This window comes from Pauljensenia sp. C0254C2 (assembly GCF_056583835.1).
Genome location: NZ_JBWPJO010000002.1, coordinates 130516 through 156180 on the forward strand (window position 1 = coordinate 130516; position 25665 = coordinate 156180).

Sequence of the window (25665 nt, forward strand, 5' to 3'; positions counted from 1 at the left end):
TTATCTCTCTCGCTCAATAATCGTGCCGTCAGGAAGCTCGATGCTTTCGCCGGGCTTCAGATTCAAACTGTCAAGATCAATATTACTGAGGTCAACCTGGCCGTCGGTGGACAAACTAGTGGACGAGGAGTTCGCGTTGTTACCTGCGTTCCTGTCGCGATTCTGGTTCTGGTTGTTCGAGTTGGCATTGTTCTGAACCTGACGTGTGCCATTCAGGTTGGCGTTCGGCAGGGGCTGGACTTCCGCACCCTGAAGAGCAAGGTTCATGTACGGCATCCACAGGTGCAGGCCAACCGTGGAACCATAAGGAACCGAGTAGTAGCGTCCGGCCACCGTCACATCGGAGACCTGCTGGGATGATGCGTTCGCATGACCCATCCACGCGGCGGTGGCGAGCTGCGGCGTGAAGCCAACGGTCCATGTGTTCGAGTTCGAGTCAGTCGTACCGGTCTTTGCGGCAAACGGGCGGCCACCCTCCAGGTAAATACCTTCCTGCGGGCCGTACCATTCAGCAGCTGACTTGCCCAGAAGCGTCGCAACCTTATCAGCCACTTCCTGATCCAAGACCTGATGACACGACGGCTTGAATTCCTTCAGGACATTCTCTGAGCGGTCAGAAACGGACAGGAGCGCCGTCGGTGGGCACTGCGAGCCACCGTTGGCCAGCGTGCCGTACGCCGAAGCCATCGCGAGTGGCGATGCGCCGGTCGAACCAATGATGTTGGACGGGAGGGCGGCCGGCGCTTCACCCGTATTGGGGTCCTTAATGCCCAGGTCAGCTGCGCGCTGGAAAATCTCACACAAATCGAGGCGGCTCGCCATGTTAACAAATGCCTGGTTGACAGACATCTCTGTGGCGCGCAAGACCGTGTGGGAGCCGTCCTTGCCGGGCAGGTCGCCCACCGTCCACGGCTCGAAGCCACCGATCGCGGCGCCGTTGCAATGGAAATCACCCGGCGTGTAGGTGCGGTTACCCCGGCCAACACTTTCATAAGCGCCGTGACCTTCCTTGAACCACTGAATCAGAGTGAATACCTTGAAGGTTGATCCGACGTCAAAGTTTGAGTCCGCCGAATAGTTCACCTGCGTCATTGCTGGATCGGATTCTTTGGGTGCGCCGAAGTGCGTATTTTGAGCCATCGCAACGATGTGGCCGTTGGACGGCTCCACCGACGCGATCGCGGCGTCGACTCCGTTACCCGGCGGCAATGCTCCGTTGACAACGTCCAGCGCAGCTTTCTGCTTATTCGCGTCAATCGTGGTGCGAATCGTGATACCGCCGGTCTTCAGCAGGCGTTCACGTTCGATGCGGGTCTCACCGAATATTGCATCGTCGAGGAACTGCTGCTTGGCGAACTCGCAGAAATACTCCATACCCGTCGCCGCGCCGGCACAGCCCTGGGGGCGCTCGTTCGGGTTGAGCATGTCGGGAACAGGTGTGGCCACCGCCTCGTCGTGTTCCTGCTGAGTAATGATGCCCTGATCGAGCATGACGGAAAGGACGATGTCACGTCGTTCCTGAGCGGCATCGGGGTGAACCAGCGGATCGTAGGAGACCGGGGACTGCACCAGGCCCGCCAGCAGTGCCGACTGCGGCATGGTCAACTCGGATGCGTGGGAGGAAAAGTACAGGTCAGCAGCGGCTTCAACGCCATAGGTGGTGGGGCCGAATGGTGCGATATTCAGGTAGCCGGTCAGGATGTCATCCTTGGACATCTGGCGCTCCAGACTCATCGCGTACTTCATTTCACGCAGCTTGCGCTCAGGTGTACTCACCGTCGCATCGTGAATCTGTTCAGGGTCGCCTTCCAGAAGGCCTTTCTCCACCAGCGAGTTACGCACGTACTGCTGCGTGATGGTCGATGCACCCTGCATGCCGTCATCGTCGGAGAAGTTACGCACAACGGCGCGCATAATGCCGTCCGGGTCCACGCCGTGATGGGTGAAGAATCGCTTGTCCTCAATAGCGACAATCGCCTGCTTCATCTCTTCGGAAATCTTGTCGGACGGCACGACGATACGGCGCTTGTCGTAGAACTTGGCGATCGTCTGATTGTTGGCGTCGAGCATCGTCGACTCTTCAGCCGGTGCAACGATCTCGATATCTTCGGGCAGCTCCTCGAGAATCGATGGTGAGGCTTTGGCGGCCACCCCCAGTGATCCCACGGCAGGCACCGCGATACCGGCACCCAGGACGCCCAGCAGTGCAGAGATGCAGATGAAGGCGAGCAGGAGCGCCACCAGCTGGACTGGCGTGACTGAACGAGTTCGAGTCTGTGGCTTCGACATAGGTTAAGGATACGTGTGTCCACGTGTATTAGGGGAGGGGAAGTGCCTGAGGTATGAGGAATTCGTCAAATTGAGGCTGCTGGCGTCACCCTCGTCGATGATTGACGAGGGAGGCCGCGGGCGCCTGTTATGCATCCTGTGAGGAGGATATTTCACACTATTGATGATCTCGTGTTGCTTGAATGAGTCAGATGTGTGTATGGTCACAGTAGTGATGGTCAAGGATGATCATGGACTGGAGAACAAGGAATGAGCAGTATCGATCAGGATCAGACATGGGCCGCCCGCGCGCTGTGTGCGACGGAAGAACCGGACGCACTGTTTGTGCAGGGAGCTTCCCAACGCCAGGTACGAGTCAAATGCATGGCATGCGAAGTGCGCCTGGAATGTCTGGCAGATGCGTTGCAGTCAGAAGCTAACTTCGGCGTGTGGGGTGGACTGACTGAACGTGAACGGCGAGCTATGCTGCGTCACTACGACGACGTGGAGGATTGGTGGCAGTGGCTCAACGAATCTCAGGACGCTTTGGCGTGTGAACTACGTACACCGCGGATCCCGAAAGTTCTGGCCCACGTGCGCCGCTAGGAAGCATCGGTATCAAACAGTTAGGCTAGTGACATGACCACATGGGAATACGCAACGATTCCGTTGCTTACACATGCCACAAAAGCAATCCTGGATCAATGGGGTGCTGACGGGTGGGAACTTGTCACCGTCATCCCCGGGCCGACGGGTTCCGATAATCTGGTCGCCTACCTGAAGCGGCCGATAGAAAAACAGGCATAAAAAAGTGGGGCGGTCAGCGACCGCCCCACTTTTTTGACGTCTTCAGCGTGCGCGACGAGCCAGACGGTCAACATCCAGCAGCGTCACTGCGCGACCCTCAAGGCGGATCCAGCCGCGGGAGACGAAGTCAGCCAGTGACTTGTTGACGGTTTCGCGCGACGCGCCAACCAGCTGAGCAAGCTCTTCCTGAGTCAGGTCATGAGGCACGTGAACGCCTTCGTCGGTGGGCGCGCCGAAACGGTCGGCCAGGTCAAGCAGCGCCTTGGCGACACGGCCTGGAACATCTGAGAAGACCAGGTCAGACATGGACTCGTTCGTGCGGCGCAGACGCTGGGCAAGTGCCTTGAGCATGTGCTTGGCCAGCGTCGGGTTCGTGTCAAGGATTTCCATGAGGTCTTCGTGCTCAAGGTAGAGCAGGGTCGCCGGGGACACTGCGGTAGCGTCCGTGGAGCGCGGGCCTGGATCGAAGAGCGTCAGTTCACCGATAATTTCGCCCGGTCCGAGCACGGCGAGCAGTGATTCGCGCCCGTCGTTGCTGGTGTGACCCAGCTTGATCTTGCCTTCGGTGATGATGTAGAGGCGATCGCCAAGGTCGCCCTCGTCAAAGAGAGTTTCGCCGCGACGCAATGCGGTGCGTCCCATCTTGGACTGCAAGAAGTTCTTCTGCGCCTCGTCGAGCCCGTCGAAGAGGGGAACCTGATTGATAATGTCATCAACAAACATGTGAGACCAAACTCCGTTCCTGTCGTCTATGTCGAATCGCGCGAGGCTGCTCGCAGCGTTTCATCTTCCATTGTGTCGTAATCGTGACAATCACCACGGCGTTTTGGCCGGAGTGTATGGCAACAACAGTCAATATTATTATTCATACGTGACGATTCCAACAGAACACGACACATCTGGGCTTGTCAATGCGGGTTCTGAAGCTGCCGAGGCACTTGCGCGTCAGCTGATGAACGCCTATCCGGACGCCACATGCACATTAGATTGTTCGACGCCGTTCCAGCTGCTCATTGCGACAATGCTGTCGGCGCAGACAACCGATGAGCGGGTCAACCGCATCACGCCGGCGCTCTTCGGGGAATTTCCAACAGCTCTGGACCTTGCTCAGGCGCGGCGCGATACGGTCGAGCAGATCGTGCGGCCGTTGGGTTTCCAGCACCGACGATCCGGGCAGATCATTGCGACCGCTCAGGCGCTGTGCACTGAATTCGGTGGTGAGGTTCCGCAGTCCAACAAGGAGTTGGAAAAACTCCCCGGGGTCGGGCATAAGACGGCCAACGTCGTGATGGGAGTGTGTTTCGGAGCGCGCGCACTGACAGTTGATACACATGTCGGCCGCCTGTCTCGCCGTTTGGGATGGACGAGGGCGACCAGCGTGACGCGCGTCGAAAAGGACGTGACAACACTGCTGGCAGGCGTGAACTGGACGAAACTGTCACATGTTCTGATCGCACATGGTCGCTCAGTGTGCACTGCCCAGGGGCCTCGATGCGATGAGTGTCCGGTGGTGGATCGCTGCCCGAAAGTCGGTGTAGTGCCCTGGTCAGGTGGTGGGCAGTGAAGCCAGGAAATCGCTGATCAGGGTCGTGACACGCTCGGGTGCTTCTTCGGGGGCGAAGTGCCCTACTGCGGGCAGCATTGTGGTGTGCAGCGGATAGGTCACATGGTGTGAATCGCGCGCAAAATCTGTAGCCGACAGTGATGAATCTTCTGCGCAGTGCACGCTCAGAGTCGGAACCTGCACGGGGTCGGCCAGCGCCTTGCGCGAGGCGATGGACAGGAATCGCGTGCTGGAAAATGAGTCAGTGGTCGCGGAGGCGGCGAACGCGCGAGCCATTGCGCGTCGATAGGGTTGTGCGTCGGCCAGCATCTGTTCGCGATGTGAGGGCGCCGCCCACGAACGGATCATTGAATCGATGAGTTTGCCGGATTTGAGCAAGGTGACGCGCCGCCAGGGAATATCCATGCGCAGGGCGAGCAGACGCCCGCGCCACAGAGGAAGCAGTGTGGGCCACAGGGTACGTTCCAGTGGGTGCGGCGCCGCCAGCGTCATCACCGCGCGCAACGCAACCGGATTGGTAGCTCCCAGCATCCATGCAACAGCACCGCCCATGCCTGCGCCGACCACTGTGAAGTGGGAAATACCCATTGCTGACATGATGGCGGTGACGTCATGGGACAGTTGCAGCAGATCCACCTTGTCGGCCTGCAGGTCGGAGGCGCCGAAACCGCGCTGATCAACTGCGATCACACGATGCCCCTGATCAGCCAGGGAGGGAATAACATGCCGCCAGGAACGCCAGAACAAAGGGAATTCGTGCAGCAGAACAACGGCGTGGTCACATTCCAACGGGCCGGCATCGACAACATGGAAGGTCGCGCCGCCAGCGTTGACGTGACGATGCTGCCACGGACCGGGCTCTTCCAGAACCTCCCGAAGAGAAAGATCTGCATCCATGTGATTCAGCGGCCCTCATCGCGAGCCTTGGCCGCGCGGCGGCGGGCTCGCCATGAGAAGAAGGCACCTTCAGGATTGATCTTTTCCACCTCAGCGCGCAGAGCTTCCTCCGAGCGGCCACGGCGACGTACCCAGTGAGAGACCCACGCGCCTACCAGCACGATCAGGCCCAGGAGTGCGAAGCGTCCGGAAAATGCGGAGGCCTGGAAGTGGTGAGCAAGATTCATGCCGAATGCGTTCCACGAGTTCAGCCACTGAACAGCAGGCTGAATGAGCTGCGAGAAAATCCCCGGAATGACGATCGGAACAAGTCCGGACAGGAAGGTGAGGATACCCATGACGAAGCCACCCAGCGAGGAGCGCGCAACCGTCACCCCCAGCAGGACAACAATCACCAGAGCGCCCACCAGTTCGGCAATAGCTGCCAGGTTCACTGCCCCCGTCGAGAACGCAGACCCGTCAGCAAGTGTCATGCGCGCCCCGGCATCAGCTGCGAGGAACCATGCGATGGGCAGGAAGATCAAGAATGCGAAGAAGCTCCACCAGTGCGATCCAGCGCGAGACGGAATCTCGGGCGACAGTGTCGTGCCTTCAAAGATGGCGTCATCGAGGGAACTCGGGGTGCCTTCCACGTGCACCGGAACCGGTTCAGCGCGAGGATGCCAGTTTGCCTCGTTCTCATCTGCCGGATCTGCTTCCTCCGGCGGAGAGACGAGGGAACGGCGGTGCACTGCGGTGCGCTCCAGCTCATCTTCATCTGTGGCTGTTTCGTCCTCATCGCGGTCATGGCGATTCTCGAGGACGTCGCGCGGAGCTGGTGCCGGCAAATCATCACGCTCAGGCGGGGAGATGCGGTCGCGAGGTTCATCCTCATCCAGGTCAGGTGCGTCGCCCTCGTCATCAACAGGATCGACGGGGGAGGGGATGCGTGGTTCGGAAGTGGAGGGCACAGGATCGACGGCCGAGGTGTCATCGGCAGCACTGCCAGGCGCTCCAATGATGTTTTCCGTGTCGCCCTCATGCCTGCTCAAGGTCACTTCTTCGCCCGTGAGAATCTCATCGCTGGCAGCTGATTCAGCGATTTCGTCAGTTTCTTCGGGGCGCGGTGCCATCGGCGCAGCCGTTGATCCGCTTGCGCCCTCGAAAGTCGGGCTCTCATCGACGATGAGTTCATCGTCTCCCACTTCACCTTCCGGGCGGCGGTCGTGGAGTTCCTGATCAGACATGGTGCTACCTCCTTAGACCTTTAATGTAGCGTGAGAACTGCCCGATCTTGCGATGGGCGTGCCGAAACGGCCGATTCTGATCGTGTTACATCTCATCCACAAAACCGTGGCGGTGCCCAGTTGCCCGCAACACCTGTGCGCGAACATGGCGGCGCGTCAGCAGCGGACCCATGACCAGTGCGGGAAGCAGTAACCCCAGCGCGGACAGCACCGGCGCAGCCAGAGAAATCTGCGTCGTGGCGAGGGAATGCGGTGTGACCACCGCGCCGGTAAGGCTTGACCACAATGGGATGAGGAACGAAAACGGTATGACCACCAGAACTGAGGACGCCACAATGGGTCCGGACGTTGACCACTGCGAAATCCACGCCACCAGGCCGAAACACAAGGCGCAGATCAGCGCCGGAACTGGTCGGAACGTGTTTTCTGCCATCAGCCCCTCCAACCCCTGTGACGCTACGCGCAGTGATTCCTCGGGCGCGGCAACCATCATCATGATGCACCCGAGAATCAGGGCAACACAGGAAAAGACCGCGACCCACGTCCGGTTGCGCGCATTGTGGAATTGCCCGTTGAAGGGACGCACGCGGGAGGACCCTCCCTGAGAACTCTCGGCACTGGCCTGCTCCAGTTCCCTCAGCGTGGCGTGAACCGTCCACCGCCGCGTGGCAATGGTTGCCACCGTCGCCCCCAGGCAGATGAAGACCACGCATATTGGATACAGACTCCACCGCATCGATGTCAGTGAGTCCGCCTCGCTCATAGCGATTCCCATCCACAGGGGAGCGCGCAACGCGCCGGTCAGCTGGCCCACTCCGACAATTACCGCACTGACAGTGGTGACGGCAAGGCCGGCTGAGGACTCATCAGAGTTGGCAGCCACGAGTGCCAGCAACAGGGTCGTAATGACGATACCGACGGTGCCCTCGGACGATGACAATGGCTGTCCCTGCGCGGTGGCGGCCTGAGTGTCAGCGACCGCAAATCCCATGATGATCAGCGCGACAGGTGAAAAAACCGCTGAGAAAACCGCTGAACGCAGGTGCTGTGACAGCGTGGCCCGAGGGATCGACCTGACCCCAGTCTGTGCCACTTTCGTCTCGCTCACGTTCACCTCACCCGATAAACTCACCACGTGGAAGAATCCGATCACATTGTGCGCATGCGCCTCCTGCTTCAAGCGTGGCAGACCCCAGATATCTGCGCGCTGCGCGAACAATGTGACAGCGCATTGACGCGCGTCCGTTTCCATCATAGTTTGCGCCGCCGGTGGCAGGAAGTACGCGCCCTGACCAACATCTATGAAGCTGCCTATCTTTCTCGCTGGGAAGGCTCACCGATCAGCACCAGCGATCTGCGTGACCTCACGATGCGCGAGGGGCCACACGAAGCCGGCACCCTGACCACAGGTGAACAGTTCGCGCTGGGGATCTGGCGCAGCCAATGGCACGTCATGACGCTCATGCCGCCCCTGAACCGCACGCCCACCACCAGGCCTGCATCGCAGCCCGCTTTGCCGAACCTGGTCGCCGGACTGCACCGCGACATCACGTCACTTCTTGCTACCTCAGGCTACGTTGAACGTTCCCGAATTGCCGTTCCTGCCTCGCCTCGGCGTCTCGCTCACGTTTTGTCGCATGTCACCTGTGATGTGCCTGCTGTGGTGAGTGCAGCCGCAGTATGGGCCGACTGTGCAGCTCATCCACTGTTCGAACCAGGTTCACGCTCCGTGGGGGCGGCTGTGGCGCGATGGATTCTGACCGTGCGCGGAACGGACCCGACAGGGGTCGTGACTGTGAGCAAGCTGAGCGCCACAGACCCTCAGCGCGTTGCGCGCATTGTGTCCGGCTGGGCAGCGCCCGATCACTCCTACGCGCACGACGTGCTCGCATTCTTCCTGTCATCACTGATCGCCGGTGTCGACGATGCCCTGGATATTGCGCTCAGTGTCCAGGCAGGCCACCCTCGGCAATAGGAAACGAGGGCGGGCTACTTGCCGCGCAAACTGGTATACGCGCGGTAAAACGACCACGCCGCGCCTGCAGCAGAGCAAGCGGCAATCATGCCCGGCACAATGAGTCGAGCCGGCGAGGTGCGGACCTGAACCGTGTGCGTGAAACTGCGAATCGGCCAGTCGCGTTCCTGAGCGATTTCACGCAGCTGACGGTCAGGGTTGATGACGACGGGGTGCCCCACTGCCTCCAGTAACGGCACATCAGTGATGGAATCTGAATACGCGAAGCACTCCCCCAGATCCCACCCGTTGCGCTGTGCCATGTCGATGCAGGCGCGCGCCTTCTCATCGGCGTAGTTGAAACGCGAAATCACGCCGGTGAACGTCCCGTCCTCATTGCGCTGCGCGTAGGAACCGATCGACGCGTCAGCACCCAGCATGTGAGCAACCGGGCGCACCATTTCTTCAATCGAGGCTGAGGCGATGACAATGCGCCGACCAGCCGCGCGGTGAATGGCGATTTCTTCCAGCGCCTCCACGAAGCACACCGGGTCAATTGACCTGCTCAACGCATCCTTCACGGTGGACTCCAGGTAGACTCCGTCCCATCCGGCAGCGATTTCACCCAGTGATTCGCGCATTTTCTCTGTCGCCTGCTCGTCAGCGCCCTTGATCAGGTAGGGCAGTTGGATGAGCAGACCCAGCAGTGCGCCGCGCCGGGTCAGAAGGCCGGCCTCACGCAGGGGAGCGCGCAGCGCCACGGAGGTTGACGTGGCCAGGATTGTCTTGTCGAGGTCGAAAAAGGCAGCGGACCTTGAGCGTGGCTGTGATCGCTTCATGCGGGTCTCCTGATCGTCGAGTCGAAAAACTGCGCGCGTTATCCACAGGGTGGTGTCTCTCTCCAGTCTTCCACAGGTTGACTGAGCGAGGTGGACGAGGGAAGCCACGTGAGATGAAGTGACGGCATGAGTACACAGTGGAACGTGCGCGTCGGACTGGATCGACTGGACGAGGGTGCCAGGCGCAGCGCATGTGAAATCATCGAGCTTGCAGGCGGAACGGTTGCCAGCGACGGACTGCCCTGCGACATGTGGCTGACCTCGGATCCGGATGGGCCACCCTCGTCAGTCCGTGCGTCTGCACAGGTGCCGGTCATTGTTGTCGGCCCTGCCGGATCGCTGCGCCTGCCCGGCGATGAGATGATGCTGGCCGACATTGTCGCCTCATGTGAACCGTCACCGGTATTTTCCCCTGACCTGATACGCATCGGTTGCGCCGGATGGCAAGGTGGGGTGGGGGTGACGGCAATCGCGCGGGCGCTGGCTCAGCAGATCCGGTCGCACCCGCTGCCGGTTCTGCCTCAGGCTCCCCCTCCGCCCGTGATCGTCGTGGACACCGCCGAGTATGGGCCAGGCGTGGGCGCGGCGCAGGACGTGGCCGCTGACGGTATCCACTGGGGTGACCTGCGCGCAGACGAGACCGGATGGACTGGCACGCTCATTGACGCTCTGCCCGTGCGTGACGGCGTGAAAATCCTCGCGGCTGACTGCCGTGGTGGGCCGGCACGTTCAGATACGAGGCTGGTGCGGGTGCTCACCAGCGTGAGCTCCCGCGCGCATGTTGTGGTCGATCTGGGACGGTGGGATGAATACGCAATGCGCACCGCCTCCCAATGTGGAATCGATGCGCTGTGCCTGGTCGGACGCGCCGACCTGGACGGGGTGTGTACGCTGATGGCCGGCATATCCCGCTATGCGCCACCTGCTGTGCCCGTCGTGATTGCCACGACGCACGGGACGACGACGCAACTGTTGGGCAGTATCCGCGAGTGCGGCTTCCAGTCGATTCAGGCCATGCAGTGTCCTTTTCGAGGTGGGATGCCCAGGGGTTTTGCCGTCAAGCGAATGTATGCCGCGCTCAGGTCGGGCATGGAGCGTGCGCGATGAGCCGTCACACCATGAGGCGCGCGCTCGCTCAGGGGCACTCAGCTGTCCGGGCGGTGCGTGACAATGCTCGCGAGGGTGCAGGAGTGAGAGAACTGGCCACCGATTTTGACGATCTGGTGGCGCGCGCCGGCGGACTCGGACCGGACCTTGCTCCTCTTGTGGCGGACCCCGATGTGACAGATGTGCTCGTCAACTCCACCAGTGTCTGGATCGATCGCGGGCAGGGGGTGGAGCGCGTTGACGTGCAGCTGGGGTCGGAAAGTCAGGTTCGGGCGCTCGCGGTCCACATGGCAGCTGCGTGCGGACGACGACTGGATGAGGCCAGTCCGATTGTGGATGGAACGCTGCCCGGCGGCGTGCGCCTGCACGCGGTGCTCTCACCAGTTTCTGATGAAGGAACGGTGATTTCCCTGCGGACCTCGCGCGCTCACTCCATGACGCTGGAGCAGATGGTGCGCAAGTCTTTGATGGACGGTTCCATCGCGAGCGTGATGGCCCAGTTGGTGGCACTGCGGGCCAACATTTTGATATCCGGGGCGACCGGGTCGGGTAAGACCACATTGCTGTCGACCATGCTGTCCAGCGTGCCGCATGACGAACGGATCGTGTGTATCGAGGAGGTACGGGAATTGCGTCCCTGTCACCCGCATGTTATCCACTTGCAGGAAAGGCAGGCCAATGTTCAGGGCGCGGGAGCGGTGAGCCTGTCGGATCTGGTGCGCGCTGCGATGCGAATGCGGCCCGACCGACTGATTCTCGGTGAGTGTCGAGGCGCCGAAGTGCGTGACGTGTTGACGGCGCTCAACACCGGACACGACGGGGGAATGGCTACCATCCACGCCAACGCGGTGGAAGATGTTCCGGCACGTCTGGCTGCCCTCGGATCGCTGGCCGGCCTGTCGGATGCCGCGCTGTCAGCGCAAGCGGTGGCCGCATTTGACGCGGTGATTCAGATGAGGCGCGATGCGCATGGAAGGCGGGTCAGCCAGATTGGTGTTCTGACCCGGACAGCAGGTGGCGTTGCCTGTGAATGTGAATGCGCGCTGAGAGAGCGTGATGGCCGGCTCTACCCTGATCGCGCCTGGCCACTGCTGGCTGAACGGCTGCACATCGATCTGGACGCGAAAAGTGCTGCTCCATGATGGCGCTACTGTGCTTGATGAGTGCCTGTTTGGTCGCGGCGATTGGCATATCGGCCGCCAAACATTGGCGCGCTCAGGCTGTGATCGTGGCCTGGAGATTCGACGAATCATTGAAGGCAGTTCGCGCACAGAAGCCAGTGCCTCCCTCGTCAAATGTCGTGCCGGCCGGGCAGGACAGCAGCTCCCAGTTGTCGATGTTGGTGGCCGAGGTGGCAGCCCGGCTGCGTGCCGGTATGCCGACTGCCGAGGCGTGGATGCGTGCGTGGGACAGAGTTGGCTCTGCGCACCTGGGTTCATGGGAGGGGATTGCCGAGGACGGTGTTCCCCGATCCGTGGCGAGGCTGGCGCGCGCTCCCTCGTGGCGCGATGTGCGGCGTGATGTGCTGGGTTTGGTGCGGCAGCGAGACGCGTTGTCGTGGCGCCACCTAGTGTCCTCGTGTGGGCGGCTGCGGCGACGCAGCACAGTGAGCGAACGGGTCAGTCGGCGCTCAGCTCATACCTTGAGTGTCGCATGCCGCCTGACGCAGGAACTGGGAACGCCGCTTGCTGAGGTACTGGATATTGTGGCTGACAGTATCGATGAAGCTGCAGCCGCCGAAGATGCGCGCGCCATCGCACGATCTGGCCCCTTGACCTCGGCACGTATTCTCACCGCATTGCCTGTGGCGGGTATTGCGCTGGGTCAGCTGATTGGGGCGAACCCTCTTGAGCGCTTCTGTGACGGTGGGATCGGCACCATCAGCGCCATCATCGGAACGGTGTGCCTGATCGTTGGTCGGCTCGTCTCCACTCGCATGATCACCCGAACCATTGACATAAGCGAGGGCGTCGATCCGGCCACTATGTGCGATCTGACGATCGCGGGAATGAATGCGGGTGCCTCAGTGCCCTCCATTGTGCGCACGCTGGGCCGCGTCGGTAATGACGCGGAACTGGAACGGATCGGTAGCGAACTGGTCCTGGGGGCACGGTGGGGTGATGCGTGGAATCCCCATCCAGCCAACGCCGCGCTGCTGGCTGATGTCCTCGAGCCGGCATGGAGCGATGGCACGTCGCCGGTGCCGTTGCTCACGCGTGCTGCGCGCCAGGTCAGGGCACGGCGCATCGCACATGCAAAAAGTGAGGCTGAACGCCTGGCGGTGCGCCTTGTCATCCCGCTGGGGGCGTTACTGCTGCCGTCCTTCATCGCCCTGGGCGTCGTGCCAATCCTGCTGCATATTGGCACGAACACTTTTGGCGGGTTGTGGTAGCTGACGGGTCGGCACCTGACAGCCCCTGGTTATCCACACCGCGCATCTACAGATGCGTTGAATCCACAGCTGCCCTTCTAGGCGCTTCTTGCTCCACAATTTGCGCACAGTCGATGGAGATCGCAGTGCGTGTCACGGAAGGTGGTCACACCGTCAAACGGCGGACAGTCACTATTGATCGAAAGGACAAACATGGCAATCACCCAACGCATCGAAGATGCAGCGACGAAGGCAGCGTGTGACACGTGGTGTCAATACGACGCAATGATCCAACGTGCTCACCATGTCGAGGATCATGATGCCGATCCGGAAGAAGGATCCACAACCGTGGAATACGCGATCGGGGCGGTCGCAGCAGCCGGCTTCGCCGGACTTCTGCTCGTCGTTCTCAAGTCAGGCGCAGTGAAATCCCTGCTTCAGGGCATTATCCAGCAGGCGCTTTCACTGTGAACAGGCATGCGACACGTGGTCCCGTAAGTGCCAGGGAGTGCTTACGGGACCACCCCGCTGGTGGCAGCGAAACGGGCGGGCATAGCGAGGACGGCATGGTGACAGTCGAACATGCGCTCTCACTTTTCGCCGTGATGATCGTGGTGGCGTTCGTTCTTGGCGTCGTCAGCATTGCTCACACGCGCATTGAACTGTGTTCGGCGGTTCGTCAAGGTGCACATGAAGCAGCCATAGGTGGCCAGGATCCAGCTCTCAGTGTTTCCCAGGCGTACGGCAGGCCCGTTACTGTCACAACGAACAAATCAGGGCGATGGATGACGGTCACCGGGCACGCCAGTGTGGCTGCGCCGGCTGGATGGGTCGGTGCTACAGCATCGTGCACGATCACCACCATTTCCGAGCTGGTGCCCTGATGGTATACGGCGACAGGGGGAACGAGGAAGGATCAGGCACCATCTCCGCGCTGGCGGTCATCGCATGCACCGTGATGATGTGTGTGGTGATTGCTGGTGCAGGGAGTGTGCACGGGCATCAGACCCGTCTTCAGGCAGTGGCTGACGTTGCAGCCCTGGCCGGTGGGCATCGGTCGGCGGTTGCACAGTGGACCGGAGGTGGGATGAATGCCTGCACGGTGGCCAGTGAGGTCGTCGAGCGCAATGGGGCTCACGCCGGCTGCGAGGTGCGCGGAGATGACACCTATGTGACGGTGAGCCAGAGAGTGCTTGTTGCGGGGATCAGTGTGGATATTCGCGCGAGGGCACGCGCAGGGCCGGTCAGGCGTGACACGCTGAAGCAGTGAGCGAGACGACTAACACGAGGAAGTCCCCTAATCCGGGAAGATTCACGGTGAAAAACGCTTAACCCGAGGCGGCAGAGCGTCGCTCAATCCTGGTTTTGCCTGATGAATCACGACAAAGGCACGCTGTGACCCTTCAATCGTTAACGATCACGTAAACGGTCGGCGTTGCGCAGCGGTCGTGCTGATACGAGGACGAAAAATTACGTTTTTATATCGTTTTTGGCAGATTTAACACTTTATTTGTCGTTTTGCACGAACCAAGCTACACTGTCAAGCACGTTGTCGTACAAATGTGACACTGGAGTCGTTAGCGCTAACGGTCTAGGTCTTATTTGTCGCAGGCGTTATGTACCACGCACGAAGGGGTGAGACGTGACACATTTGCTCGACTTGAAAGGTATGTCGAAGACCTTTCCGGGCGTCAAAGCACTATCGAATGTCAATTTGGATCTTCGAGCAGGAGAAGTGCTGGGGCTTTGCGGTGAAAACGGTGCCGGAAAGTCGACGCTGATGAAGGTCCTGACCGGTATTTATCAGCCTGATCCAGGCGGCGAGATTTGGATCAAGGGCGAAAAGGTCCACGTGACGGGCATCAACCACGCACGTGACCTTGGCCTGGCCATCATTCACCAGGAACTCAACATCGTTCCCGACCTGACGGTTGCCCAGAATCTGTACCTGGGGCGCCCAGGCTCCACTAGAGCCGGGATCGTCAATGACAAGAAACTGAACAAGGATGCTCAGGAGCTTTTCGATCATCTGAAGATGGATATCAACCCCAAGGCTTACTGTCGCGACCTGTCAGTGGCGCGCCTCCAGATGGTGGAAATCGCCCGAGCGCTGTCGTATAACGCAGACATTCTCATTATGGATGAGCCGACTGCGGCGTTGACGATCGAAGAAACGGACGCACTGTTTGACCTGATCCACGACTTCGTCACGCCGTCAACCGGTCTGATATACATCTCGCACCGTATGCCTGAAATCAAGCAGATTACGGACCGCGTGGTCGTTCTGCGCGACGGTGAATACGTCGGCACGGTGAACACGGCTGAAGTGGAGATGCAGGAAATCATCTCCATGATGGTGGGACGCAAACTGAAGTCTGACGTCCGTCCCGCCACGAAGCCGCAGACAGACGAAACTGTTCTGGAAGTCAAGAACCTGTCCACGAAGAATCTCATCAAGAACGTGAGCTTCGACGTGAAGAAGGGTGAGATTTTCGGATTCGCCGGTCTGATGGGTGCAGGTCGCACCGAAGTGGCGCGATGCGTCTTCGGTGCTGATCCGCGCACCGAAGGTGACATTTACGTGCACGGCAAGAAGGTCAGGATTACGAACGCCAAAGACGGGGTGACGAACGGTATCGGCTACCTGTCCGAAGACCGTAAACGCTTCGGAATCCTGCTGGATGCTGACGTGAAAGCCAACGTCACGCTGGCCGACATGAAGGACTATGCGAAAGCGGGCTTTGTCGACGATCGCAAGATCCGCAGGACCGCACTCGACTATGTGGACAAATTGCGGATTCGCACCCCTTCAATCAATCAGACCCTGTTGAACCTGTCTGGTGGTAACCAGCAGAAAGTTGTTATTGCCAAGTGGTTGGTTCGAGACAGTGATGTCTTGATCTTCGATGAGCCAACACGCGGTATCGACGTGGGCGCAAAAGAAGAGATCTATCAACTGCTGGAAAACCTCGCGGCGCAAGGCAAGGCAATCGTTGTGATTTCATCGGAACTGCCCGAAGTACTGCGCCTGTCGAACCGCATCGCAGTGATGGCACAGGGCCGCATTATCGGCATCCTCGATAACGAGGAAGCCACCCAAGAAAAGATCATGGAACTGGCCACCGTTGGCCAAGAGCAAGCAATGGGAGTGGACGCGTGAGCACCGAGGTTGAAACGAAAGACCAAGCGTCAGAAAAGTCCAACAGCAAAGTCGTGACTTTCCTGAAGTCATCAATTCAGCAGCTTTTCGCATTCGCTGCACTGATCCTGATTTACATTTACTTCCTGTTCGCAGCCCCGAACTTCGCATCCATTGGCGTGTTCATGAACGTCCTGATGGCAGCTTCTGCAATCGGCGTCATGGCGCTGGGTGCAACGTTCATCATCGCCACCGGCGGCATCGACCTGTCAGTGGGCACCGGCATGACGCTGACAGCAGTGTCGGCAGGTCTGCTGATGGGCTCACCCGAATCCGGATACCTCGGGCTGCCCGTCGGTATCGGCTTGCTGCTCGTCCTGGTGGTCGGCGCAGTGATCGGACTGGTCAACGGGTTTAACGTGGCGTTCCTGGGTATTCCTCCCTTCATCGCCACACTGGCCATGATGATGGCAGCCAACGGTCTGTCACTGATTCTGTCGGGTAAGAGCTCGATCAAGATCCCCTCGCCGTTCTACTACAACCTGTCGAACGGCAAACTGATCGGCTCCCTGCCCAACGCAGCGTTGATCTTCATTATCTTGACTGTCATCGCATCGATCCTGCTGACGCGCACGGTCCTGGGCCGCTACGCGCTGTCGATGGGATCGAACATCGAAGCCACACGCCTGTCAGGCGTGAACGTGCGCTTCTGGACCTTGATGGTGTACATCGCAGCCGGTATCTTCACGGCCATCGGCGGCATCCTGTACTCAGCACGATTCGGATTCGCACAACCAGCTGAAGGTCTCGGACTCGAGTTGCAGGCAATCGCAGCGGTCGTCATCGGCGGTACCTCACTTGCCGGTGGTCGCGCCACAATCATCGGTACGTTCATTGGTGCGCTGCTGATGAACACTCTGACGACAGGTCTGCAGATGATGGGTGTTGCAAAGGAATGGCAGCTCGTGGTGACCGGCCTGGTCATCCTGCTGGCAGTCTTTATCGATAACGTCCGCCGAGCCCGTGCTCAGGCAGTGTAAGCATTACTTGAATCGGACAACCGTCCAACCACCACAACGGCGAAGAAAGACCTTCGCCCGAAAGAAAGGAACAGCAATGCGCCCAATTGGACGTATCGTGAGCCTCATTGCCGCTGGGGCAATGGCATTGGGAATGACCGCTTGCTCATCAGGCGGCGGCGACACAAACGCCGCTTCCGGCGACGCCGGTGCAACACAGAGCGGTGAAAGCGCCGGCGGTGCTGCCAGCGGTGAAACCATCTACCTCGTCTCGAAAGGCTTCCAGCACCGCTTCTGGCAGGCAGTGAAGGAAGGCGCAATGCAGGCAGGTGAAGAATTCGGCTACAAGGTTGAATTCATCGGACCCGCCAACGAGCAAGCCATCACTGAGCAGCTCCAGCAGCTCCAGACCGCACTGGACACCAAGCCTGCTGCAATCGGATTTGCAGCACTGGATTCAGAAGCTGCCGCCCCGATCCTCGAGCAGATCAAGGCCGCCAACATTCCGGTGGTCGCATTCGACTCCGGCGTTGAGTCCGACATTCCGGTGACAACCGTTCAGACGGACAACAAGGCCGCTGCCGCTGAAGCCGCCAAGCACCTGGCGGAACTCGTGGGCCACAAGGGCAAGGTTGCTCTGGTCTGCCACGATGACACCTCCCAGACCGGTAAGGACCGCTGCGCCGGATACCAGGAATACATGGCTGAGAATGAACCTGACATCGAACTGCTCGATCCCCAGATCGGCGGCGAGGTCGGTGTGGCAGCTGACGTTGCCAAGAGCATTCTGACTGCCAACCCGGATGTTGTAGGTATTGGCGCAACGAACGAAGCATCAGCCATCGGCACGATGCAGGGTGTGACCGAATCCGGCAACGCCGGCAAGGTTCAGATGGTTGGTATCGACTCCGGTAAGGCACAGCTCGAATCCGTTCGCAGCGGCGTGCAGGCCGGCGCTGTGACTCAGGCTCCAGTCAAGATGGGATACGAAACTGTCAAGGCTGCAATTGCAGCCATCAAGGGTGAAGAACTGCCCAAGATCATTGACTCCGGTTTCGCCTGGTATGACAAGACCAATATGGACGATCCTGACATTAAGGCCAACCTCTACGAGTGATTTCACATCCCACCGGATAATAGCCCAGGTGGAGGGGGAGAACCCGTTGATCCCCCTCCACCACCTCCTGACCAACGGGACATAATAGTGACGTGACGCTTCGGCCGAACGTCACCGTCCTTACTGCCACGCAGGGGACCAACTAAGACAAACGAAACCAATGAAGGAATGAGGAAACATGGCTGAACACCCCAAGATCGGCATCCGACCAATTATCGATGGACGTCGCAGGGGAGTGCGTGAAAGCCTCGAAGATCAGACAATGGGCATGGCTCAGCGTCTGGCGAAGCTGTACACGGACGAACTACACTACATCGATGGTGAACCTGTGGAATGCATCATCGCTGACACCACCATTGGTGGCGTTTCCGAAGCCATCGCATGCCAGAAGAAATTCGACACTGAAAACGTTGGTCTGACTGTCTCGGTGACCCCGTGCTGGTGCTACGGCACAGAAACCCTGCAGATGGACACCCGTACCCCGCACGCAATCTGGGGCTTCAACGGCACAGAGCGTCCAGGCGCCGTCTACCTTGCCGCTGCACTGGCAGGACACGCACAACTCGGCTTCCCGGCATTCGGCATCTACGGTAAGCAGGTCCAGGATGCTGACGACGAGACCATCCCCGATGACGTGCGTGGCCGTCTGCTCGACTTTGCGAAGGCAGGTCTGGCTGTGGCACAGATGCGCGGTGAAGCATACCTGTCGATGGGCTCGGTTGCCATGGGCATTGCCGGATCAACGGTCAAGGACGAATTCTTCGGCCCCTACCTTGGCATGCGCAATGAGTACATCGATATGTCCGAGTTCTACCGCCGTATCAACGAGAAGATCTACGACGAAGAAGAGTACGAAAAGGCCCTGAAGTGGATGAAGGAAAACTTCACCATCGGAAAGGACTACAACCCGGAAAAGAACCAGCATCCCGAGCGCCATGAAGATTGGTGGGAAACCTGTGCCAAGATGGTGCTGATCGGCCACGACCTGATGAAAGGCAACCCCAAGCTGGCAGAAAAGGGATGGGCCGAAGAAGCCGGCGGCCATGGTGCAATCGCAGCCGGATTCCAGGGACAGCGTCAGTGGACAGACGGCATGCCCAACGGCGACGTCATGGAAACTGTCCTCAACACCAACTTTGACTGGAACGGCGCACGTCAGCCAGTCGGAGTTGTCGCAACCGAAAATGACTCCCTGAACGGTGCATCCATGCTGTTCGGATATCTGCTGACCAACACCCCGCAGATCTTCTCCGACGTGCGCACCTACTGGAGCCCGGAATCGGTCAAGCGAGTCACCGGCTATGAGCTGGAAGGACACGCAAAGGACGGCTTCCTGGATCTGCGCAACTCCGGCTCGACCACACTGGATGGTGCCGGCAAGGCCACCCGTGACGGCAAGCCTGTCATCAAGCCGTGGTGGGAAGTAACCGAAGAGGACCAGAAGGCAGCCCTTGAGGCAACAACCTTCCACCCCTCAGGGTACGAATACTTCCCCGGTGGTGGGTGGTCAACCCACTTCCGCACCAGCGGCGAAATGCCCGTGACGATGTGCCGTATCAACCTTGTCTACGGACAGGGCCCGGTTCTGCAGATCGCTGAAGGCTGGACCATTGATCTGCCCGACGAAGTCGCCACAACCATTGAGCAGCGCACCGACCCGGCATGGCCGACCACCTGGTTCGCACCGCGTCTGACCGGCGAGGGGGCCTTTGCCTCCGTCTACGACGTGATGAATAACTGGGGCGCCAACCACGGTGCAATCTCATACGGACACATTGGCGCTCAGCTCATCACGCTGGCCTCCATGCTCCGTATCCCGGTTAACATGCATAACGTGCCGGAAGATGATATCTTCCGTCCGCGCGCATGGACACTGTTCGGAACAGCCGACGTTGAAGGCGCGGACTACCGTGCCTGCAAGAACTTCGGACCGCTGTACCGCTGAGTCATCCGGCTCTCGCCGCTGACATCAGGATGCCCGATGGGTGGGGCGTCAAGGCGCCCCACCCATCACTGCACCCACTGGGCGAATGCCCTGTCACCCTCGGACAATTACCACTGACATCACACTGAAAATACTGAGAAAAGAAGGACGTTTCATGACCACTGCGCTTGCTGTCGATTTAGGGTCGTCGTCAGGCCGCGTTGTTGCAGGACGCTTGGAAGGCGACCATATTGAGATCCACGAGGTGCATCGGTTCTCACATGAAGCGATCCGACGTGACGGCTCACTGGTGTGGAACCTGGAGCGTTTGTGGGATCAAACCGTTGAAGGTCTGCAGAAAGCCGTCCAGGAATATCCCGACGCACAATCCGTATCTGTGGATACCTGGGGCGTCGACTTCGTCGCGCTGGACAGCGACGATCATCCTGTTGGCCCACCACGCGCCTACCGCGATGAGCGCACGGCACGCACATTGGAACAATTCCGTCAACGCATTGATGATGAAGAATTCTTTCATCTGACGGGAATCGCTCCAGCCACCATCAACACCGCAAACCAGCTCGTTGCACTGACCCGCGAAGAACCGGAACTGGCTGAGCACATCGACACGGTTCTGCTTCTGCCTGATTACTTCGCGTGGAAACTGTCCGGCGTCAAAGGCTGGTCTCGTTCTATCTGCTCCAGCTCAGGACTGTGCGAACCTGGTTCGCCACGCTGGTCAGACACGGTCTTTTCACGCCTTGGTCTTCCCCGTTCATGGGTTGGTGATCTCAACGATGACCTCACCACAGTCGGCCCGTGCACGGTCGAAGGGCTTGAATCGCTCACGGTGGTGCGCGGCGGCGCACACGATACGGCATGTGCAGTCCACGGCCTGCCTGTCGAAGAAGGCGTCAAAGCGTACTTCCTGTCCTGCGGATCATGGTCCGTGCTCGGCGGCATGCTGGACCGCCCGCTGCTCACTGACGCAGCATTCAAACTGGGCCTGACCAATGAATCACGCAGTGACGGAGGAGTTCGTCCGCTGTTCAACATCACCGGCATGTGGATCCTGCAGGAACTCCAGCGTCAGTGGGAGCGCGAAGGGATGCCGACCGACACCGACGAATTGGTGGCCGCTGCGCGCACATGCGCCCCGTCCGCACATCTGTTTGACCCGGATGACTCCCGTTTTGCCGAACCCGGTGAAATGGTTGAAAAGATCGACACCGTGATTCGGGAAGCCGGCGGTGAGCCTCCCTCGACGAAGCCCGAGTACGTACGACTGGTCATTGAATCCTTTGCCCAGCGTTATGCGCGCGGCATTGACGAGCTGGCGCAGATCGCTGGAAGCAGGCCCGACCAACTCAACCTGGTAGGAGGTGGCGCGCGCAACCACCTTCTGTGTGATCTGACCGCGCAGGCCGCTCAGCTGCGTGTCGTGGCCGGCCCGATCGAAGCGTCGATCCTGGGCTCCCTCATCGCGCAACTGGAAATAATGGGGAACATCGCTTCAGGCGACAGGCCCCACATCATTGCAACGACAGCGAAGACCCGTGTCCACGAACCCTCTGCGCGTTAAGAACGGACCACCCGCGAAGAACAAGCGAGTCTCGCTCGCAGACGTGGCGCGCCATGCCGGCGTGTCAGCCAACACGGTCTCGCGCGTGGTACGAGGCGACCCTGAAGTCGCAGATTCCACACGAGCGAATATCACCGCGCTGCTCCACGAGATGGGGTACCGGCCGAACTATGCGGCCAGGGCTCTTGCCGGCAAGCGTACAGGGGTCATCCATGTGCTGATGGCGGCGCCGATGTTCCACGGGCACGGCCAGACGTTGCTGCATGTGCTCAACGCTGCCAGCGATGCCGGTCTGAGCGTGTCGATTTCGAATGTCTACATGTCCAACGGGCACGTCACCAGTAACGCGATCCCATTTCGAGTCGACGGAATCGTCATTCTGGGCGGTCAGGACCCCGTCATCGAAATGGCGATGAAGCTGGCTCGCACAACGCCGACGACGCTGCTGCTGTCATCGGAAACGAATATCGATGGCGTATCGACCGTCTCTGTCGATAACGTGCTGGGCTCACGAGTCGCCACCGACCACTTGTTGCGTGGAGGAGTCACTGACATCGTTCACCTGATGGGGCCGGCAAGCTGGAACGACGCACATCAGCGGCGCAAGGGATTCGAAGAAGCGTGTGCGCAGTCCGACGCCTCTTTAAATGTCGAGATCATCGAATGTGGCTCGTGGAATGCTGTGGACGGATTCGATGCCACCTACAGCATGGGGCGCATCCCTCAGGGAATCGTCGCATCCAACGACCAGATTGCGCTGGGGGCCATGCGCGCCGTTCGCGAGCTCGGCGGAGAGCTCCCCCACGACACCCGCGTGGTCGGTTTTGACGATGAGGCGGGCGCGCAGTGCTTCTCGCCGCCGCTCACAACTATTCGACAGCCCTTTGACCGGGTGGGCCGCACGGCGATTCGTCAGATCGTCGACCTCATTGCCGGACGCCCACCGCAGGACTTCATCATTCCCCCCGAACTGGTCATTCGGACCAGCTCCCAAATTGTCACTCACTACGAATGAAAGGACACCACTGATGCTGTACGGACCTATGACTCACCCCGCGTTCCTACGCGCACTTGCCGCAGCCGGACACGGCTCGAAGATCTTGCTGGCCGATGGTAACTACCCGCACACCACCGGCGTGAACGAGCGCTGCGAACTGATCTCCCTCAACCTTGCGCCCGGCTTGCTGGGCGTCAACGAGATCCTCGAAGTTCTCAAGCGCACGATCCCGATTGAAAAAGCGGAGATCATGGTGCCTGAGGATGATCAGGACACGATTGACATTCCGGCTCACGCCGACTACAAGGCAGCTTTGCCGGATGTGGAATTCGGTGAGATTCCGCGCTTCAAGTTCTACGACGCGGCTCGAAGTGAGGATGTCGGCATTATTGTGGCGACGGGCGATCAGCGCCTGTACGCGAACTTGCTGCTGACAATCGGCGTGCGCCAGCCTGGTGAGTAGCCGCTCCGTTACCCTCCGTTCACCGGATTTTCGTTTGAGTGACGATTGATCTGAGGTGAGTATCTGGGACTTTCGTCGCCCTCGTGAAGATTTTTCTTCAACGAGGGCGACTTAGTTTTCTGCCTTCCGTTGATTTCCAGTTGTTATCTGACGGCTGGAAGGGCGTGATTCAGCGGAAAAATGGCGGAGAAAAGTTCACATATCGAGTGTTGCATACTTTCGATTGATTTACTAAAATTCATCATAGGCAAATCGAAACGTAAGGATGCGATGAGATGACGAGAGCGCAACACGAGCGTAACAGCTTCATTCTCGACCAGCTGGCGGCTGAGGGTGAAGTCTCTGTGAGCACTCTTGCCGTTGAGCTCGATGTCTCTCCAGTTACCGTCCGATCCACCCTCAAACAGCTCGAAGAAGACGGCTACCTGGTCAGGACGCACGGCGGTGCGCGTCCGACCGCGTTCCGCAATATTCGACTGCGCCAGATGGATCGCGTCGACGCAAAAGAGCGCATCGTGCGTGCAGCGGCAGCGATGGTCAGGGACAATGACCGCATCATGATTGAAGCGGGCACGACCTGTGCGATGATCGTTCGGCACCTGGCCGGAAAACGCGGCGTGCAGATTGTCACCAACTCGGTGCTTGTTTTCGCCAACGCTCGCTCGAATCCACAGCTCAACATCACGCTGACGGGTGGCCAGTTCCGCGCTGAATCAGAATCGCTGACCGGACCGCTGGCGGAACGCTCAATTAACTCGTTCAATGCACGCATCGCGTTCCTGGGGACGGACGGATTCACAGTCGAGCGTGGTCTGACAACTCAGCTGGTTGAAGGCGGAGAAGTCGCCACCTTGATGAGGGCGCGTGCAGAAGAGACGTGGCTGCTGGCAGATTCGTCGAAATACGGAAAGAGCGGATTTGTCAGTTTCATGGGACTTGATGACGTCACGGGGATCATTACCGATGATGACCTCACGGCGGACTCGATGAAGGAATTGGAAGAACACACCCGCGTTCGCGCGGTGTAAGGGAGGAACACATGGCCACCATCGTGGTGATGCCCCAACTGGGTAACTCAGTGGAGTCCTGCTTGATCAACGAGTGGGAGGTCTCCGTTGGCGACGCGGTCGCCGTTGACCAGGTGCTGTGCTCAATTGAGACGGACAAAGCAACAATGGACGTGCCCAGTACCGATGCCGGCACAGTCCTCAAACTTCTGTGGGAAGTCGGTGATGAAGTCCCCGTCAAGGATCCCTTGCTGATTCTGGGCGAGCCTGGCGAAGAGATCAGCGAGGAAGTTCTCGCGCAGGCCGGTGTCTCCGGTGACTCCAACGAAGCCGCCAGTGCTCCCGAACAGGAAGCACCCGCTGAAGAAGAAAAGCCTGAGGCGCCCTCGTTCCAGACGGCAGCATCCGGCGGAGCGATTTCGCCTCGCGCCCGCGCACTGGCCGACAGTGAAGGACTGGACCCGTCGGCAGTGTCCGAAGGATCCGGCCCCCACGGACGCGTGCTCGAACGCGATGTAAAGGCCTATCTTGCCGAGAACCCTGCCACCAACGCAGCTCGTGCCCAGGGCGCAACCGGAACTGGAACCGGACTGGGTGGACGCGTCACGACCGCCGACCTGGCTTCCCCGGCAGCCGACGAGGCAGCCGCAGCGCCGCTGATCAGTGCCGACGCCGACTTCCCTGGCCCCTCCGAAGCGGCACCGTTGAAGGGCATCCGCAAGGTTGTCGCCACGCGCATGATGGAGTCCCTGGCCGAAACCGCTCAGCTGTCCTACACGGTCAGCGCGAAGGCCGACAAGCTCATGGCCATGCGCAAGCGTTTCAAGCAGGCCGACGAATCACTGGGCGTCAATGCCATTACGATCGGTGACCTGGTCGGATACGCAGTCGTCAAGACGATCGCGAAGTACCCGACATTCAACGCGCATCTGGCTGACGGCACCTACACGAAGTTCCAGAACATTCACCTCGGGGTGGCCGTCGATACTCCGCGTGGCCTGCTGGTCCCGGTGATCCGCGGAGCCAACGCCATGAACCTGAAGGAATTCTCCGCTGCCTCCAAGCAGGTGGCTGGTGATTCGATTGACGGCACTATCAGCCCCGACCTGCTCAACGGCGGCACCTTCACCGTGACGAATCTGGGATCGTTCGGCGTGGAGACCTTCACACCGATCATCAACCGTCCGCAGGTCGCGATCCTGGGCGTGGCAGCTGTGACGCCGCGGGCCGCCCTCGACAATGACGGAAATGTTGTGGTGGAAAAGAGGATCGGCTTCTCGCTGACCGCTGACCACCAGGTGATTGATGGTGCTGACGCAGCGCGATTCCTGCGCGACCTGGTCAACGCCATCGAAAACATCGACCTGACAGTATTGGGATGAGC

25 protein-coding genes are annotated in these 25665 nt (G+C 59.7%); 19 read left to right on the forward strand and 6 right to left on the reverse strand.

The window, feature by feature from the left end; genetic code table 11:
• Positions 1-2289: a transglycosylase domain-containing protein gene (locus AC1DA5_RS02180; RefSeq protein ID WP_480289113.1), complete on the reverse strand. Its 2289-nt coding sequence runs from the start codon at positions 2287-2289 to the stop codon at positions 1-3.
• 249 nt (positions 2290-2538) lie between these two features.
• On the opposite strand from AC1DA5_RS02180, the gene AC1DA5_RS02185 reads away from it, so the two are divergent.
• Both AC1DA5_RS02185 and sp36 read left to right on the forward strand, forming a co-directional pair.
• Complete coding sequence (locus tag AC1DA5_RS02185; RefSeq protein ID WP_058237482.1) at positions 2539-2874, forward strand: WhiB family transcriptional regulator; 336 nt, start codon at positions 2539-2541, stop codon at positions 2872-2874.
• Positions 2875-2907: 33 nt separating this feature from the next.
• A complete protein-coding gene (gene sp36, locus AC1DA5_RS02190; protein WP_074026219.1) occupies positions 2908-3075 on the forward strand; it encodes a Sp36 family protein in 168 nt (55 codons plus the stop codon).
• A gap of 42 nt (positions 3076-3117) precedes the next feature.
• On the opposite strand, the gene AC1DA5_RS02195 is transcribed toward sp36, so the two are convergent.
• Positions 3118-3798 (reverse strand): Crp/Fnr family transcriptional regulator, encoded by a 681-nt coding sequence (locus AC1DA5_RS02195; RefSeq protein ID WP_058237481.1) that lies wholly within the window; start codon positions 3796-3798, stop codon positions 3118-3120.
• Positions 3799-3946: 148 nt separating this feature from the next.
• Between AC1DA5_RS02195 and nth the strand changes: the two genes are divergently transcribed.
• Positions 3947-4639, forward strand: a complete 693-nt coding sequence (gene nth / locus AC1DA5_RS02200) for an endonuclease III (RefSeq protein ID WP_058237480.1) — start codon at positions 3947-3949, stop codon at positions 4637-4639.
• Here the strand turns inward: nth and AC1DA5_RS02205 are convergent.
• From AC1DA5_RS02205 to AC1DA5_RS02215, 3 genes are all read right to left on the reverse strand, one after another.
• Positions 4622-5536 (reverse strand): alpha/beta fold hydrolase, encoded by a 915-nt coding sequence (locus tag AC1DA5_RS02205; protein WP_480289114.1) that lies wholly within the window; start codon positions 5534-5536, stop codon positions 4622-4624. The two genes, nth and AC1DA5_RS02205, sit on opposite strands and share 18 nt — an antisense overlap.
• Positions 5537-5541: 5 nt before the next feature.
• Positions 5542-6762, reverse strand: coding sequence for a Yip1 family protein (locus AC1DA5_RS02210; protein ID WP_058237478.1), 1221 nt, complete (start codon positions 6760-6762; stop codon positions 5542-5544).
• 85 nt (positions 6763-6847) lie between these two features.
• Complete coding sequence (locus tag AC1DA5_RS02215; protein WP_141757241.1) at positions 6848-7870, reverse strand: hypothetical protein; 1023 nt, start codon at positions 7868-7870, stop codon at positions 6848-6850.
• 27 nt (positions 7871-7897) lie between these two features.
• Here AC1DA5_RS02215 and AC1DA5_RS02220 point away from each other — a divergent pair, with 27 nt between their 5' ends.
• The gene (locus tag AC1DA5_RS02220) at positions 7898-8737 is read left to right on the forward strand and encodes a hypothetical protein (RefSeq protein ID WP_480289115.1); all 840 of its coding nucleotides are present in this window, start codon (positions 7898-7900) and stop codon (positions 8735-8737) included.
• A gap of 14 nt (positions 8738-8751) precedes the next feature.
• Here the strand turns inward: AC1DA5_RS02220 and AC1DA5_RS02225 are convergent, their stop codons facing one another.
• Positions 8752-9555, reverse strand: coding sequence for an HAD family hydrolase (locus AC1DA5_RS02225; RefSeq protein ID WP_070725291.1), 804 nt, complete (start codon positions 9553-9555; stop codon positions 8752-8754).
• A gap of 126 nt (positions 9556-9681) precedes the next feature.
• Between AC1DA5_RS02225 and AC1DA5_RS02230 the strand changes: the two genes are divergently transcribed.
• The 15 genes from AC1DA5_RS02230 to AC1DA5_RS02300 all read left to right on the forward strand — a co-directional run bounded on the left by AC1DA5_RS02230 (position 9682) and on the right by AC1DA5_RS02300 (position 25663).
• On the forward strand, positions 9682-10662 hold the full coding sequence (locus AC1DA5_RS02230) for a hypothetical protein (protein WP_058237474.1): 981 nt from the start codon (positions 9682-9684) through the stop codon (positions 10660-10662).
• A complete protein-coding gene (locus AC1DA5_RS02235) occupies positions 10659-11804 on the forward strand; it encodes a TadA family conjugal transfer-associated ATPase (RefSeq protein ID WP_117394378.1) in 1146 nt (381 codons plus the stop codon). The genes AC1DA5_RS02230 and AC1DA5_RS02235 overlap by 4 nt, the downstream gene beginning before the upstream one ends.
• Positions 11805-11821: 17 nt before the next feature.
• Positions 11822-13054 carry a type II secretion system F family protein gene (locus tag AC1DA5_RS02240; protein ID WP_480289116.1) on the forward strand — a complete coding sequence of 411 codons (1233 nt, stop codon included), beginning with the start codon at positions 11822-11824 and terminating at the stop codon, positions 13052-13054.
• Positions 13055-13318: 264 nt separating this feature from the next.
• Entirely contained in the window at positions 13319-13504 is a 186-nt protein-coding gene (locus AC1DA5_RS02245) for a DUF4244 domain-containing protein (protein WP_058237916.1), read from the forward strand.
• A gap of 95 nt (positions 13505-13599) precedes the next feature.
• Positions 13600-13917 carry a hypothetical protein gene (locus tag AC1DA5_RS02250; protein WP_070725288.1) on the forward strand — a complete coding sequence of 106 codons (318 nt, stop codon included), beginning with the start codon at positions 13600-13602 and terminating at the stop codon, positions 13915-13917.
• Positions 13917-14303: an Rv3654c family TadE-like protein gene (locus tag AC1DA5_RS02255; protein ID WP_070725286.1), complete on the forward strand. Its 387-nt coding sequence runs from the start codon at positions 13917-13919 to the stop codon at positions 14301-14303. Before AC1DA5_RS02250 ends, AC1DA5_RS02255 begins: the two co-directional genes overlap by 1 nt.
• Before the next feature lie 372 nt (positions 14304-14675).
• Entirely contained in the window at positions 14676-16193 is a 1518-nt protein-coding gene (locus AC1DA5_RS02260; RefSeq protein ID WP_070725283.1) for a sugar ABC transporter ATP-binding protein, read from the forward strand.
• Positions 16190-17212: an ABC transporter permease gene (locus tag AC1DA5_RS02265; RefSeq protein ID WP_058237469.1), complete on the forward strand. Its 1023-nt coding sequence runs from the start codon at positions 16190-16192 to the stop codon at positions 17210-17212. The genes AC1DA5_RS02260 and AC1DA5_RS02265 overlap by 4 nt, the downstream gene beginning before the upstream one ends.
• A 76-nt stretch (positions 17213-17288) precedes the next feature.
• Complete coding sequence (locus AC1DA5_RS02270; RefSeq protein WP_058237468.1) at positions 17289-18308, forward strand: ABC transporter substrate-binding protein; 1020 nt, start codon at positions 17289-17291, stop codon at positions 18306-18308.
• A 178-nt stretch (positions 18309-18486) separates the two neighbouring features.
• Positions 18487-20253 carry an L-fucose isomerase gene (locus AC1DA5_RS02275; RefSeq protein ID WP_058237467.1) on the forward strand — a complete coding sequence of 589 codons (1767 nt, stop codon included), beginning with the start codon at positions 18487-18489 and terminating at the stop codon, positions 20251-20253.
• A gap of 154 nt (positions 20254-20407) precedes the next feature.
• The gene (locus AC1DA5_RS02280) at positions 20408-21814 is read left to right on the forward strand and encodes a rhamnulokinase (protein WP_070725279.1); all 1407 of its coding nucleotides are present in this window, start codon (positions 20408-20410) and stop codon (positions 21812-21814) included.
• The gene (locus tag AC1DA5_RS02285; RefSeq protein WP_480289117.1) at positions 21789-22829 is read left to right on the forward strand and encodes a LacI family DNA-binding transcriptional regulator; all 1041 of its coding nucleotides are present in this window, start codon (positions 21789-21791) and stop codon (positions 22827-22829) included. Before AC1DA5_RS02280 ends, AC1DA5_RS02285 begins: the two co-directional genes overlap by 26 nt.
• 13 nt (positions 22830-22842) lie before the next feature.
• Entirely contained in the window at positions 22843-23274 is a 432-nt protein-coding gene (locus AC1DA5_RS02290; RefSeq protein ID WP_058237465.1) for an RbsD/FucU family protein, read from the forward strand.
• Positions 23275-23549: 275 nt separating this feature from the next.
• Positions 23550-24302 carry a DeoR/GlpR family DNA-binding transcription regulator gene (locus AC1DA5_RS02295; RefSeq protein WP_058237464.1) on the forward strand — a complete coding sequence of 251 codons (753 nt, stop codon included), beginning with the start codon at positions 23550-23552 and terminating at the stop codon, positions 24300-24302.
• A gap of 11 nt (positions 24303-24313) precedes the next feature.
• Positions 24314-25663, forward strand: coding sequence for a dihydrolipoamide acetyltransferase family protein (locus tag AC1DA5_RS02300; protein ID WP_070725277.1), 1350 nt, complete (start codon positions 24314-24316; stop codon positions 25661-25663).
• Positions 25664-25665 lie beyond the last annotated feature (2 nt).